10 protein-coding genes and 3 tRNA genes are annotated in these 14,268 nt (G+C 71.6%); 7 read left to right on the forward strand and 6 right to left on the reverse strand.

From position 1 onward, the window contains the following. The first annotated feature begins 209 nt into the window (after positions 1-209). The 4 genes from ADL29_RS36240 (at position 210) to ADL29_RS36255 (ending at position 3,710) form a co-directional block, all read left to right on the forward strand. Positions 210-1,049, forward strand: a complete 840-nt coding sequence (locus ADL29_RS36240) for a helix-turn-helix domain-containing protein (RefSeq protein WP_053927766.1) — start codon at positions 210-212, stop codon at positions 1,047-1,049. Continuing rightward, entirely contained in the window at positions 1,046-1,255 is a 210-nt protein-coding gene (locus ADL29_RS36245) for a DUF397 domain-containing protein (RefSeq protein WP_053927767.1), read from the forward strand. The genes ADL29_RS36240 and ADL29_RS36245 overlap by 4 nt, the downstream gene beginning before the upstream one ends. A gap of 203 nt (positions 1,256-1,458) precedes the next feature. Beyond that, positions 1,459-1,821 (forward strand): zinc ribbon domain-containing protein YjdM, encoded by a 363-nt coding sequence (locus ADL29_RS36250; RefSeq protein ID WP_053927768.1) that lies wholly within the window; start codon positions 1,459-1,461, stop codon positions 1,819-1,821. Positions 1,822-2,060: 239 nt separating this feature from the next. Then, positions 2,061-3,710, forward strand: coding sequence for a long-chain fatty acid--CoA ligase (locus ADL29_RS36255; RefSeq protein WP_053927769.1), 1,650 nt, complete (start codon positions 2,061-2,063; stop codon positions 3,708-3,710). A gap of 40 nt (positions 3,711-3,750) precedes the next feature. Here the strand turns inward: ADL29_RS36255 and ADL29_RS36260 are convergent, their stop codons facing one another. Both ADL29_RS36260 and ADL29_RS36265 read right to left on the reverse strand, forming a co-directional pair. Continuing rightward, positions 3,751-7,815, reverse strand: a complete 4,065-nt coding sequence (locus tag ADL29_RS36260; protein ID WP_053927770.1) for a response regulator — start codon at positions 7,813-7,815, stop codon at positions 3,751-3,753. 179 nt (positions 7,816-7,994) lie between these two features. Continuing rightward, the gene (locus ADL29_RS36265; RefSeq protein ID WP_053927771.1) at positions 7,995-8,561 is read right to left on the reverse strand and encodes an SSI family serine proteinase inhibitor; all 567 of its coding nucleotides are present in this window, start codon (positions 8,559-8,561) and stop codon (positions 7,995-7,997) included. A gap of 241 nt (positions 8,562-8,802) precedes the next feature. Here ADL29_RS36265 and ADL29_RS36270 point away from each other — a divergent pair. After that, a tRNA-Ser gene (locus ADL29_RS36270) sits at positions 8,803-8,893 on the forward strand. Positions 8,894-9,371: 478 nt separating this feature from the next. Next, positions 9,372-9,444: transfer RNA gene (locus ADL29_RS36275), tRNA-Arg, on the forward strand. A gap of 419 nt (positions 9,445-9,863) precedes the next feature. Here ADL29_RS36275 and ADL29_RS36280 read toward each other — a convergent pair. From ADL29_RS36280 to ADL29_RS36295, 4 genes are all read right to left on the reverse strand, one after another. Then, positions 9,864-10,682 (reverse strand): ABC transporter permease, encoded by an 819-nt coding sequence (locus ADL29_RS36280; RefSeq protein WP_053927772.1) that lies wholly within the window; start codon positions 10,680-10,682, stop codon positions 9,864-9,866. Further along, the gene (locus ADL29_RS36285) at positions 10,679-11,677 is read right to left on the reverse strand and encodes an ATP-binding cassette domain-containing protein (protein WP_053927773.1); all 999 of its coding nucleotides are present in this window, start codon (positions 11,675-11,677) and stop codon (positions 10,679-10,681) included. Before ADL29_RS36285 ends, ADL29_RS36280 begins: the two co-directional genes overlap by 4 nt. 637 nt (positions 11,678-12,314) lie before the next feature. Next, the gene (locus ADL29_RS36290) at positions 12,315-13,160 is read right to left on the reverse strand and encodes a DUF4097 family beta strand repeat-containing protein (protein WP_053927774.1); all 846 of its coding nucleotides are present in this window, start codon (positions 13,158-13,160) and stop codon (positions 12,315-12,317) included. An 82-nt stretch (positions 13,161-13,242) separates the two neighbouring features. Continuing rightward, the gene (locus tag ADL29_RS36295; protein ID WP_053927775.1) at positions 13,243-13,758 is read right to left on the reverse strand and encodes a toxin-antitoxin system HicB family antitoxin; all 516 of its coding nucleotides are present in this window, start codon (positions 13,756-13,758) and stop codon (positions 13,243-13,245) included. Between the two features lie 327 nt (positions 13,759-14,085). Here ADL29_RS36295 and ADL29_RS36300 point away from each other — a divergent pair. Then, a tRNA-Met gene (locus ADL29_RS36300) sits at positions 14,086-14,159 on the forward strand. Positions 14,160-14,268: the final 109 nt, after the last annotated feature.

The following is a 14,268-nucleotide window of genomic DNA, read 5'->3' on the forward strand; positions in this document are numbered from 1 at the left end:
GCCCACCACCCCCGCCCACCACCGTCTTCAGCGCGGCGTCAAGCCTCGCTCCCTCTTCGGCACACGCCGAGTAGGACGTGCGGCCAGGGGTTGTCATGGCACCCTCCTTGCCTCTCTGTAGTGCTACGACTACCGGGGAGGTTCAGCGTGGCCCGTTCCTGGGAACCATTCAACCTGTTGGTAGAGAACGAAAGGTTGGCGAACAGGTCGTGAATCGCAAGGAGTTGAACCCGGACGCCTCGCCCCAAGCGGCTTACGGGGCGCGTTTACGCAGTCTGCGGGAAGCGCGCGGCTGGACCCAGGATGACCTGGCCGAACGCATGGAATATTCCAGCGTGCATATTTCAGCGGTGGAAACTGGTAGGAAGCCTCCGACCCTTCGATTCTCGCGTAATGCGGACCGCGCCCTCGGCATCCAGGATCAGGGCGCAGACACATTCGAGTACGAGTTCCGCGAACTTCGGCAGGGCTCCATGCTGGAGGGTTTCCCCGAGTACGTCGGGTGCGAAGGCCGAGCCGCGGAGATCCGGCTGTTCGAGATCGGGATCATCCCTGGGCTTCTCCAGACACCGGAGTATGCAGAGGTGCTCGCCGACAGCGCCGTCAAGCGAGGAGCCATCACCACTGAGCAGGCGCACGAGCGGGTGGCGCTCGTCGCGGAGCGGCAAGCCGCGCTCATTCGCCCGTCTTCACCCCTGGTTTTTGTGATGCTGGACGAAAGCTGTATCCGTCGGCCCATCGGCGAACCCACCGTAATGGAGGCCCAGTTGGCGCGGCTGGTCGAGTTCGCCGAGCTGCCGAACACTGTGCTCCAGGTTGCCCCGTATGACATGGGCGCGCGTCGTACGTTCAACCTGCCGCTCTACATCCTGACGATGCCGGATCGCTCACTCATGTCGTATGCCGAGTCCGCGCACCGGGGGCATCTCGAAAGGGAAAGTTCGGTCGTACTGCCCTTGTTGACGGCCTACCATCAACTACAGGCCGAAGCCTGCTCGCAGGCGGCATCTGTGGCCGTGGTCAACCAGTTGCGAAAGGGTACCCCGTGACGACCGATTCCCCCCGCTGGTTCAAGTCCTCGTACAGCGACAACGGCGGCGCCTGCATCGAGGTTGCCGCAAACCTGGTCGCTTCGCGCGGCGTGGTTCCCGTCCGTGACTCCAAGGACCCGGGCGGTCCGGTTCTGGATTTCTCCGCCGGTGCGTTCTCGTCTTTCGTGGCGGGCGTGAAGGCTGGAGAGCTCGGCGCCATCTGATCCACGGCTGGGTACCCGGAATGCGCCCTCTGTAGGGCCCCTGCGCGGGCCGTACAGAGGGCGCTGTGGTGCACAAGGGTGTCGCCCACGCCTGAGTGCGGGCAGCGATGGTCGGCCTCAGTGAGTGCGGCCTGCCCTCGTATGGCCGGGCGTGCCCGACCACCTCGCGGGCGCGCGGATTCCGGCCGAAATAGACTCGTCGCATGAGCGAGAATCTTCCCCCGTGCCCCGAATGCTCGGGTGCATACGCCTACGAGATGGGCGCGCTTCTGGTGTGCCCGGAATGCGGGCATGAGTGGACGCCCGCGTCCGGTGATGCCGCGGACGGCACGGAGGGCGCCGAGGGCACGGTGATCAAGGATGCGGTCGGCAACGTACTGGCCGACGGCGACACCGTGACGGTGATCAAGACCCTTAAGGTCAAGGGCAGCCCGACCGGAATCAAGGCCGGTACGAAGGTCCGCAACATCCGCCTGGTGGAGGGCGTGGCGGGCCACGACATCGACTGCAAGATCGAAGGTTTCGGGGCGATGCAGCTCAAGTCCAGCGTGGTCAAGAAGGTCTGACCCGGCGCCTCTGTGCAGCCAGGGTGACCGCTTCCTCGCGCCAACTCTCCGGCGGCGCACGGTGTTTCACGTGAAACACCCTTCCGGTTTCACGTGAAACGCTCGCCCGCCCCCGGCGAGCGCGCCGCCCGGCCCCGTGACCTGCGGGCAAGAACACACCCGAGAGGCGTGACATACCGCGTGGTACGCGCCGACAATCGCAGCACCACTACCCGTCCGTAACCAAGCGGAGGCACCCGGTGCTCAGCACGATGCAGGACGTATCGCTCACGGTCTCGCGAATTCTGGCCCACGGGTCGACCGTCCACGGTGATGCGCAGGTCATCACCTGGACCGGCGCGGAGCCGCACCGCCGCACCTTCGCAGAGGTCGGCCGCCGTGCCGCACAGCTCGCCCATGCGCTCACCGACGAGCTCGGGGCGGTGGCCGAGGAGCGCATCGCCACCCTGGCGTGGAACAACGCCGAGCACCTCGAGGCCTACCTCGCCATCCCCGCCATGGGCGCGGTCCTGCACACCCTCAACCTCCGTCTGCCCGCCGAGCAGCTGACCTGGATCGTCAACCACGCCGAGGACCGCATCGTCCTCGTCAACGGCACCCTGCTCCCGCTCCTCGCCCCCCTGCTGCCGCAGCTGCCCACCGTGGAGCACATCGTCGTCATCGGCCCCGGCGACCGGTCCCTCCTCGCCGATGCCGCCGCACAGGTGCACGACTACGAGGAGCTGCTCGCCGGCCGCCAGGAGACCTACGACTGGCCGGAGATCGACGAACGCGAGGCCGCCTCCCTCTGCTACACCTCCGGGACGACCGGCGACCCCAAGGGCGTGCTCTACAGCCACCGGTCCCTCTATCTGCACTGCCTCCAGGTCAACAACGCCGAGTCGTTCGCGCTCGGTCCGCACGACCTCGCGCTGCCCGTAGTGCCCATGTTTCATGTAAATGCTTGGGGCTTGCCGTACGCCGCCTTCATGGCCGGTGCCTCCCTGCTGATGCCGGACCGCTTCCTCCAGCCCGCCCCGCTCGCCGAGATGATCGCGTCGCTGCGGCCCACCATCGGCGCCGCCGTCCCCACCATCTGGCAGGGCCTGCTCGGCGAGCTGGACGCCACCAAGCGCGATGTCAGCTGTCTGCGGAGGGTCATCATCGGCGGCTCCGCCTGCCCGCCCGCCCTGATGCGCGGCTTCCAGGAGCGGCACGGCATCCGCCTCGTCCACGCCTGGGGCATGACGGAGACCTCCCCGCTGGGCTCCGTGGCACATCCCCCGGCCGGCGTCAGCGCCGAGGAGGAGTGGACCTACCGCGCCACCCAGGGCCGCTTCCCCGCCTCCGTGGAGGCGCGGCTGATCGGCCCCGGCGGCGAGGTGCTGCCCTGGGACGGCGAATCCGCGGGCGAACTGGAGGTCCGCGGGCCATGGATCGCGGGCGGCTACTTCGGCGGCGCCCAGGGCGAGGCGCTGCGTCCGGAGGACAAGTTCAGCCCCGACGGCTGGCTGCGCACCGGCGACGTCGGCACCATCACCCCCAACGGCTATCTGACCCTGACCGACCGCGCCAAGGACGTCATCAAGTCGGGCGGCGAATGGATCTCCTCGGTCGAGCTGGAGAACCACCTGATGGCCCACCCGGGCGTCGCCGAGGCCGCGGTGGTCGCCGTACCGGACGAGAAGTGGGGTGAGCGCCCGCTGGCGACGGTGGTGCTGACGGACGGCTCGGCGATCACCTACGAGGAGCTGCAGGCGTTCCTCGGCGAACGGATCGCGCGCTGGCAGCTGCCGGAGCGGTGGGCGGTGATCCCGGCGGTGCCGAAGACCAGCGTGGGCAAGTTCGACAAGAAGGTGCTGCGGCGGCAGTACGCCGACGGGGAGCTGGACGTGACGCGGCTGGGGTGAGGCCGCTCCAGGGTGGGGCCCGGCCGGGCCCCACCCTCCGTCAGTTCGTGCCGATCTTGGCCAGCAGGTCGACGATCCGGGCCTGCACCTCGGCGCTGTTGGAGCGCTCGGCCAGGAACAGCACCGTCTCACCGGCGGCGAGCCGCGGCAGCTGGGCCGGGTCCATGTCGGCGGAGGTGTAGACGACCAGGGGGGTGTGGTCCAGCAGCCCGTTCGCGCGCAGCCAGTCGACGATGCCGGCCCGGCGGCGGCGTACCTGCATCAGATCCATGACGACGAGATTCGGCCGCATCTGCGTCGCCAGGGTGACCGCATCGGCGTCCGCTCCGGCCCGTGCGACCTGCATTCCGCGCCGCTCCAGCGAGGCCGTCAGGGCGCCCGCGATGTCGTCGTTCTCCTCGATCAGCAGCACCCGCGACGGATGGTTCTCGTTGTCGCGCGGCGCGAGCGCCTTGAGCAGCACGGCGGGGTCGGCGCCGTAAGCGGCCTCCCGGGTGGCCTGCCCCAGACCGGCGGTCACCAGGACCGGGACCTGGGCGGCACCCGCCGCCTGGCGCAGCGACTGCAGCGCGGTACGGGTGATCGGCCCGGTCAGCGGGTCGACGAACAGCGCCGCGGGGTACGCTGCGATCTGCGCGTCCACCTCCTCACGGGAGTTGACGATCACCGGGCGGTAGCCGCGGTCGCTCAGCGCCTGCTGGGTGGCGACGTCCGGCGCCGGCCAGACCAGCAGCCGGCGCGGATTGTCCAGCGGCTCCGGCGGCAACTCGTCGTCCATCGGCAGCTGCGGACGGTCCATCACCTCTATGGCGCCGTTCGGCCCGTCCAGCGGTTCGGGCCCCTCGCTGCCCTCGTCGGGCGCGGAGATGGCGAACGCGCGGCCCTCACCGGCGTCCATCAGACGCGGCTGCGGCGGGGACTGCGGCTGCGGCGTGGCGGCCGGCTGGGGCTGCTGCGGAGGCTTGGCCTGGCGGACCGGCTGGGCCCCGGGCTGCTGCGCCCCCGCCTGGGGGCGGGCGTCCGCGGCCGTGGCGCGCTCGTCGTCCCGGCCATGCCGCTCCTGGGGCGCGGCGAGCTTACGGCGGCGGCCGGAACCGGCGGAGGTACCACCGGGCGGCGTGCTGCCGGGGGGCGCGGCCGGGCGCTGCTGGTCGGCGATCTGCTGGGCGAACGGAACGCCCTGCCCGAGGGTGCGCACGCTGAAGGCCCGCCCGTGGGACTGCCCCGCGGCGGGGCCTTCCTCACCGGAGGCGGGCGGCAGCGGCTGCCGGGCGGCGGGGACGGCGGCCTGGCCCTGCGGGGGCACGGGGGCCTGCGCCGCCTGGGCCTGGGGCTCCTCGGCGGGGCTGGGGCGCCCGCGCCTGCGGCCCGTGGGGGCAGGCGCGGCGGGGGTGGCGGTAGTGGCACCGTCCGCGGTCCGGTCCGGGGTCGGTGCGACACCGGCGGCCGTGCCGGTCACCATGCCGGTCTCGGCCGTCGGCTCGGTCGGCTGTGCCACCAGCCCCTCCGGGCCCGCCACGAACGTGCCGGACGCCTCGGAGTCGGCCATCGCGGCCGCCGCCCGCTCCTCGGCCGCGGCGCGCCGGGCCCGGCGCCGGCCGGTCCCCTGCCCGTCCTCGGAGCCGGCGGCCGCCTCCAGCTCGAACCCGGACCGTGCGCCGGGCGGGTCACCTGCGCCGTCGGCGGCCGGCCGCCGCGCCCGGCGGCGTCCCGTACCGGCACCGTCCTGCGCCCCGTTCGCCTGCGCGGGCACCTGCCCGGCAGCTGCGGGAAGTGCGGGCAACGAGGACTGCGACGACTGCGAGGACTGCGGGGTCCGATCGGCCGCGGCAGGCGGCAGCGCAAAGGCGGTACGCGCACCGGCCGGCGCCAGCGCCTCCGCCGAGCGCCCGCCCGGCTGCTGGCCGTTCGGCGGTACGGGAGCCTGCGCGGCCCGCTCCGGCGCCTCGGCCAGCGCCCGCCGGGCCCGCCGCCCGGCCGGCTGCACGGGTGCCAGTCCCTGCGGCGGCACCTGCGCCTGGGCCGGAATCTGCGGCTGTCCCTGCCCGGCACCCGTAGCGTCACCGGCCCCGCCCGGACCGTTCGCACCCTTGGGCGCGCCGCCGGATCCGGCCGCGCGCACCTCCCCGGCACTGCCCGCACCGGTCGTCTCTCCGCTCGTCTGGCCCGAACCCGCCGGAAGGGCCGGCGCGCCGTCCTCCGGCGCCCCCTGCCGTGCCCGGCGCCGTCCGCTCGGCGGTACGGGCTCGGCCCCCGCCATGCCCGACGGCAGCCCCGTACCGTCCGCGCCCGGCGCACCGCCCTCGGCAGCACCGGCCGCGGCACCCTGCTCCGCCCCCGAGTGGCGCGCCCGGCGCCGCCCGGTCGGCTGCGCACCGCCGTCCGTACCGGAGGCACCGGACGGAGCGGACTCCCCGGCGGCAGCGCCCTGGCTCTCGCCCCCCTCGCCCGCATCGGCCCCGGCCGGCTGCGTCCCCCGCGCCCGCCCGGCCGGCACCGGCATCACCGTCGTGCCCTGGCCGGGCGTTGCGTCGACCCGGTCCGCCTTGTCGGCCGCAACACCCTTGTGCGCTTTGTCCGCCCCCGGGCCGTCCGTGGCCACCGGCAGTTCCAGCACATACGCGCTGCCGCCCTGGCCGCCGGGCACCTCATGCGTCTGCAGCAGGCCGCCGTGCTGCCGCACGATCCCGCGCACCAGCGGCTCATGGACCGGGTCACCGCCGCCGAACGGGCCGCGCACCTCGATCCGTACGACATCGCCGCGCTTGGCGGCCGCCACCACGATCGTCGAGTCGCCGGGGATCGGCCCCGTACGCCCGCCCGCGCCCGCCCCGCCGGTACCGACCGGCATCCGGCCCGTCGAGTCCACGCCCGCGACATCGGCGATCAGATGCGACAGTGCCTGCGCCATCCGGTCCGCGTCGACCGTGGCCTCTATCGGGGGCGCATGCACCGCGAACTGCGCCCGGCCCGGCCCGATCAGCTCGATCGCGCCCTCCACACCCGCCGCGACGACCGTGTCCATCGAGACCTTGGCGAGCTTGAGCCGCTCCGCACCGGAGTCCAGCCGCTGATAGCTCAGGACGTTGTCCACCAGGGTCGTCATCCGGGCGTGCCCGGCCGCCAGGTGGTGCAGGATCTGGTTCGCCTCCGGCCACAGCTGCCCGGCCGGGTCGGACGCGAGGGTGCTCAGCTCGCCGGTCAGCTCCTCCAGCGGCCCGCGCAGCGCCTGGTCGAGCACGGCGAGCAGCTGGGCGTGCCGGGCCGCCAGCGCGTCGTACGGCCGCCGGTCGGTGAAGGTCATCACCGCGCCGACGAGCTGGTCCCCGTCCCGTACCGGCGCGGTCGTCAGGTCGACGGCCACCGACCGCCCGTCCTTCGCCCACAGCGCCTGCCCCCGCACCCGGTGCTTGCGCCCGGACTTGAGGGTGTCGGCCAGCGGCGTGTCCTCCCACGGCAGCGCCGTTCCGTCCGCCCGCGAGTGGTGGATGAGCGGATGCAGCTCCTTCCCGCCCATCTCGCTCGCCCGATATCCGAGGATCTGAGCGGCGGACGGATTGACGAGAACGACCTTCCCCTCGGCATCGACCCCGACCACACCCTCGGCCGCGGCCCGCAGAATCATCTCGGTCTGCCGCTGCTGCCGTGCCAGCTCGGTCTCGGTGTCCACCGTCCCGGTCAGATCGCGCACGACGAGCATCAGCAGCTCATCGCCCGTATAGCCGTTGCGGTGATCGGCGTACGCGGCCTCGAAGGCGCTCTCGTACGGGGTGCGCCCGTCCTCCAGATTGGCGCTGGTCACCTCGACCAGGAGCTCGGTCCCGTCCGTCCGCCGCGCCACCATCCGCGTCGGCTTCGTCCGGGCGCCCTCGGTCTCCTCGTCCCGCCGCCGCATCGAGCCCGGGATCCGCTTGGAGTCGAAGGACGGCAGAAGGTCCAGCAGCCCGCGGCCCACCAGAGCGGTGCCCGGCGCCTCGAACGTCTCCAGGGCGATGGTGTTGGCGTTGACGACCGTGCCGTTGCAGTTCACGAGCAACAGCGCGTCGGGAAGGGCATCCAGTATGGCTGCGAGGCGAGCAGCGCCTCGGGATGGCCTGCTGCTCACGAGACGCTTCCTCCCTGTTACCGCACCTTGCCGACCCGCCGGGACGGGTCGCTGGGGTGGAGTCTACGGGCACTTGCCCGCGAAGCTAAGGCGCATGACGAGGAGGTAATGCCACGGCCGGGTGCGACCTGTCACACGCCCGACATGTGCCCCGCATCCTGATCTGCTGCGTTACTCCGTCATGAACCGGTCCGCGGAGCGGGGTGCGGAAGCAGCGGTTCGAAGCGCTTCCAGCGTGCGATCTCACACCCGTTGGTGCGCTGGAAACGGGCATCCACCGGGCGTCCTGCCCAGGTGCCGGTGACATGGGCGGTGGCCGAATCGCCGTAGATCATCGTGCACATGGACCCCTTCGGCACCGGCGCGAAGGTGTCCCGGCCCCACCGCGTCAGCTTGTCCAGCCTGGCGCAGGCGCGCGCGGCGTCGCGGTGGCTGCCGCCGGCGGGGTGGCAGCGCAGCCGGAAGGTGCCGTTGGCCTCGGACGAGCCGGAGCCGGTGACCGTGACGGTGAGCCGGTCGGAGGGCGCGCGGCGGACGGGCGCAGGCGCGGGGAACGCACCGGCGAGATCGTCGGCAGCCTGGCCGACAGTCCCGACGAGCGGGATCGGCATCGGCATCGGCAACGGGATCGGGGCGGCGGCCGCGGGCGTGGCGGCGAGGGCGGAGGCCGCGGCGACGAGGGACACGGCGGCGGCCGCGGCCGCGGTGAGGAGGGACTTCCCGGGGTATGTCCGGCGATACGGCATCACGGGCTCCAGAGAGGCGAGTGCGGGGCGGTACGCGGTACGTACACGCCGGGGGCGCACGACACGCGGGTCGGCACGGCCCTGACACTCCTAACGCGTCGCCGCCCCCGACGTTGCGCCGCAGGAACGTCTTTGCCGGGTGGGCCGCGCGCCTAGTACCGTAGGGGGCGATTGGTGACAGCCCGCAGAGCTGTGCCATCATCTGGACACACCACAGCGTGCATGCGCGCGTGGGGTGTGTGGAGGCGTCGCCTAGTCCGGTCTATGGCGCCGCACTGCTAATGCGGTTTGGGGCTTACCCCCCATCGAGGGTTCAAATCCCTCCGCCTCCGCTCCTCTTCGTTCAGGCCCCGGTCATCGCGACCGGGGCCTGAACGCTTTCCCGGCCTGTCCTCTTTCCGGTCCCGTCGAGCGCGCCCGACTGCTGGACACGACCGCCCCGTTGGCCCCGTCGCCCGGCACGCTCCTGGCGCCTGCGCCGGGCGACCTCACCAGGCCACCTTCCCGCCCGGCGGCCGGCACCCCCATGGAACCGCCCGGCCCGTATCCGCCCGGCGCGCCGGCGCCCGACCCGGCGCCCCTCACGCCGCGCCCGGCCCGCCGGCCCCCTGCGTGCCTTCCTCAAGACCGCCGCCGCCCCGCCCGCCGATCACCCCCGCGCCGCCCCGGCCACCCGCCGCCGACTTCCCGGCCATCAGCTCATTTGCCCAGGTCAGAGGCCCTGCGGGGAATGGATTTCGCCTCACGCCGCAGGTCATGTAATGTTGTTCCCGCAACGCCGACCGGCAAGAAAAACCGCCGGAAAGCCAAGCGCTCGTAGCTTAACGGATAGAGCATCTGACTACGGATCAGAAGGTTGCAGGTTCGAATCCTGCCGAGCGCACAGCAAGCCGGAGGCCCTGTCGAGTGATCGACAGGGCCTCCGGCTTTTGTGTTGACGGCAGTGATTGACGACGTTGGCACCGAGTAGGTGGAGCCCGGAGGCAGCCCCTCTCATCGGCGCCGACGAGGGCGGCCGGGCCGGCATCGGGACGATGTGGATCTGGTGGCCGGGCTGATGCCGGCAAACGGGGCAAATCGCCAGGGTGGCCAAGAAATCGGGTCCCAGAGGCTCGCGTTCCGACCCCGGAACGCCGACTACCGCGCAACAGGATCGCCAACTACGGGGTAACGCGTCTTGCTGACGGTGCCGGCCTGAGAGCGGCTCACTGAGGTGGGCGTCCTGAGACACGCGTGTGGGACACGTGAAAGGGCGGCCCCCGGGGATTCCGGGAGCCGCCCCTTCGCATCGTCCCGTCGGGGTCAGCGCGTGACCTCGCGGTTGAACACGGCGCGCGACCACAGGTAGCCGGCCAGGCTCAGGGCCGTGCACCAGGCCAGGGCGATCCAGCCGTCGTTGCCGATCGGGGTGCCGAGGAGCAGGCCGCGCAGGGTCTCGTTGATCGGCGTGAAGGGCTGGTACTCGGCGAACCAGCGCAGGCCGGCCGGCATGGAGTCCGGGGTGACGACCGCGCTGCCGAGGAAGGGCAGGAAGGTCAGCGGCAGCGGGGCGTTGGACGCGGCCTCGACGGTCTTGGCGCCCATGCCCATCGCGGCGGAGAGCCAGGCCAGACCGAAGGCCAGGAAGACCAGCAGGCCGCACGCGGCGATCCACTCGACGGGTGAGGCGTCGGGCCGGAAGCCGATCGCGAGGGAGACGCCCATGACCAGGGTGAGGACCGCCGTGACCTGGATGACGCTGCCGAGGACATGGCCGGTGAGCACGGAGCCGCGGGAGATCGACATCGTACGGAAGCGGTTGATGATGCCTTCCGTCATGTCGGTGCAGACGGACACGGCGGTCGCGACGGCCCCGGAGGTCGCGGACATCAGGATGATGCCGGGGACTACGTAGTTGACGTAGTCGCCGCGGTCGGCGCCCGCCCCGATGCCGGTGCCGAGCGCCCCGCCGAACACGTACACGAACAGCAGCAGCATCAGGATCGGCATCGTGACGATCGAGATCGTCATCGACGGGTAGCGCTGCATGTGCCTGAGGTTGCGGCGCAGCATCGTCATGGAGTCGCGCAGGGCGTACGAGCGGGTGCGTGTGGCCGGTGCGGTGGCGGTCGCGGCGCTCATCGGGCCGACTCCTTCTGCGGGTTGGGGTGGGTGGGGGCGTTCTGCCGGCCGGTGAGGGTGAGGAAGACGTCGTCGAGGTCGGGGGTGTGCACGGTGAGCGACTCGGCCTGTATGCCGGTGCTGTCGAGGACGTCGAGGACGGCACGGAGATCGGCGAGGGTGCCGTCGCCGGGGATCCGCAGGGTGAGCGACTCGTCGTCGCGGGCGGCGGTTCCGAAGAAGCCGGCCGCCGTGGCGAGGTGGGCCTCGTCGGCGAACCGGAGGCGGACATGGCCACCGGGGATCGTGCGCTTCAGTTCGTCGGCGGTGCCTTCGGCGACCAGCTTGCCGTGGTCCAGCACGGCGATGCGGTCGGCGAGTTGGTCGGCCTCGTCCAGGTACTGGGTGGTGAGGAAGATGGTCACGCCCTGATCCGTCACGAGGTTCCGTATGAGCTCCCACATGACGCGGCGGCTGCGCGGGTCGAGGCCGGTGGTCGGCTCGTCGAGGAAGATGATCCGCGGGCGGCCGACCAGGGTCATCGCCAGGTCGAGCTTGCGGCGCATACCGCCGGAGAAGGTGGCAACGTTCTTGCGGGCCGCCTCGGTCAGCTCGAAGCGTTCCAGGAGCTCGGCGGCGCGGCGGCGCCCCTCCCGCTTGCTCAGGTGGTGCAGGTCGGCCATCAGGAGCAGGTTCTCCTCGGCGGTCAACAGCCCGTCGACGGCGGCGAATTGGCCGGTGACGCCGATCCGGCGGCGTACCGAGTCGGCGTCGGAGGTCACGTCGTGGCCCGCGATCCGCGCCTGGCCCGAGTCGGCGGTGATCAGCGTGGAGAGGATCTCCACGGTGGTGGTCTTGCCGGCGCCGTTGGGGCCGAGCAGGGCGAAGATCGTGCCCTCGGGGATCCGCAGATCGATGCCGTCGAGCACCACCTTGTCGCCGTACGACTTGCGCAGGCCGCTCGCGGAGATCGCGGCTGCTCGCGTGGTGGGGGACACCTGGGTCGCGGTGTTCATGGTGGGCAGGCCTTTCTTCAGGGAATCCGGGGGGACGAGCAGAAGAGCGGAAGAGTGGAGAAGCGGCCGATGGGCCGTGGTGCCTGGGTGGGGCATGTTTGGCGCAATGTGTGGGGCGTGGTGCCGTTCGCGCATCATTACGATGGCACATTAATGGCGCCATGGCGAGCCATTATGGCGCCAGTCCGTGATTCGTGTCGTGTCACCCTGTCTGAGCTGCAGGGACGTGCGTCATGCGAAAAGTGCCCCCCAGCCGGCTCGGTGCCGTTGCGGGCCATTGCGGCGTCGTGTGGTGCCGTGTGGTGCCGTATGGCGCTGCGGTGCCCATCTCTCCCCTTCGGGGGCGCGCCGTTCTCGATGGGCATGACGCGGGGCCGCCGACAGAGGGTGGCCGGCCTGTGGACAGGAAGCGATCAGCCCCTGACGGCGCCGGATGGGGACTGTCAGGGGCTGGGGGCTGTGGTGGCCGGGAGGTGCGGAATCCCGGCCCGGTGCTTCAGCGGTGGAGGGTGACCTCGACCGAGCGGACCGCGCATCGGCAGTTCAAGCGGCCGAGTACGGCACGCGAGCGGTGTTTTGGTGTGAACATGACAGGAGCGCGTCTGGCGGGGGAGCGGGCCAGTTGCCGGGCCGGTGCTCAGGCCCGGGCGCGAAGGATGTCGATGTTGCCGTGCCGGGTCCGGGCGCGGACCTCGACGGTGTCCTCCGCCTTCTCCGGGGTCTCGGACGTGGTGAGCGTGTTGCGCACCTGCCCGGAGCCGGCGTTGACGTCGAGCCAGGCGGCCGTGCCCTCGCGGATGCCGACCTCGATGGCGCCGTACGAGGTCTCCAACTGGACGGTTCCGCGGGCCACATCGGCCGCGCGCACCCTGCCGTGGGCGGTGGTCGCGGCGACCGAGCCCTCGGCATGCGCGATGTCGATGTCCCCGTGGCTGCCACTCACCCGCAGGTCACCGGTCACGGCGCCCACGGTCGTCGTGCCGTGCGAGTTCTTCAGGACGGCGGAGCCGTCGATGGTGCCGACGCGCAGGCTGCCGGTGCTGGTGGTGATCTCGGCCGTGCCCTCGACCCGGTCCACGGTGATCGAGCCGTGCGCCGCGGTCAGATGCAGCGGTCCGGTCGTGTCGAGGCGGGCGTCGCCGGCCGAGGTCTTCACGCGGACCTCGCCGAGCCGGCCCTCGCCGAGCACCTGGGCCCAGGCGCCGGTCATCTCGATGCGTGAGCCCGTGGGCAGTTCGACCGTCACGTCGACGGTGCCGGGGCGGCGCAGCGAATTGCGCGCCTTGGGGGTCCTGACGGTCAGGGTGCCGCTTGCGTATGTGATCTCGGTCTGCTCGGCCGACCGCACGTCCCGGTCCTGCTTCGGGTCGCGGGGCCGCACCTCGACGACCGTGTCGAGGCGGTCGCTCGCGGTGAAGTGGATGGAGCCGGCCTCCACGTGGGCGGTAACGGAGATCGGCTCGGGCGTGTCGAAAGAAGGCATGGCTGTACCGTCCTCTTGAGTCTGGGTGGCGTCCCTGCTGGTGGGACGTGGTGGGGGTGAAGTACGGCGGGCACGGGCGCGGCTAGCGCACCCAGCCCGTGAAGGCCTGTCCGACGGTGTGGGTCTTGCCCGTCGTACGCGGCTGCGTGCCGCCGGCGACCGCGGCCGACACGGCCCGTACCAGCCAGGCGTTGACCGACAGGCCCTCGCGGCTCGCGGCCTCCTCGGCGCGCGCCTTGAGGTGCGCCGGCAGTCGCAGATTGACGCGGGCGGTGCCGCCCTCGTCGCCCTCGGCGGGCGCCTGCGCCTTGAGCGGTTCGACGGGCGCGGCCGCTTCCATGGGGCCGCTGTCGGTGGGCGGCGGCGTCACCACGAAGTCGGGGTCCAGTCCGCGCAGCCGTACGTCGACCGAGCCGGGGGCGAGTTCGCGGGTGATGTCGTCCATCGCGGCGGAGAGCACATGGAGCATGGTCAGGCGGGTCGCCGACTCCAGGGGAGCGGTGAGCCGCTCGGCCAGCTCGCGGGCATCTTCCCCGCCGGCTTCGGCGGCCACCGCGAGTTCGCGGCGGAGGGTGTCGACATACGGAGTGAGGTCCATGACGTCATGATGGCACCATTGAGGCGCCATGCGCAAGGCCGGGTGGCGTCTTGTGCGTGGCGGGGCTGGGGACGTCCGCTCTGACCTGGGGAGATGTGGAGAAGTGGGCCTGAGTCGTTGGGGCATCGCGCGTGCTTCCGGGGGCGGGGGATGGTGCCGGATGGCATCGGGTGGCGTCAATCCGCGCCACTCGGCGTCATGTGATGCCATGCGAGGCTGCAAGAGGGGCGGCCTGGTGCCGGGCGGTGGCGTACGCGGAGTCGTGGGGCGGAGCGAGAGAAACGATTAGGCGTTGGTGCCGGCTTCGCGTACTGTTGGGGCAACCGACGCGGGGTGGAGCAGCTCGGTAGCTCGCTGGGCTCATAACCCAGAGGTCGCAGGTTCAAATCCTGTCCCCGCTACTTGTGCCGCAGGCCCAGTGGATATTGCATCCACTGGGCCTGCGGCTTTTTTGCGTATCTGGCGGCGCTCAGATGTGGGCCGGCGGGGGCGGGCAGGTGTAGTGGGCGG

Origin of the sequence: Streptomyces chattanoogensis, assembly GCF_001294335.1 — a bacterium.
In the GTDB taxonomy this organism is placed as follows: Bacteria; Actinomycetota; Actinomycetes; order Streptomycetales; family Streptomycetaceae; genus Streptomyces; species Streptomyces chattanoogensis.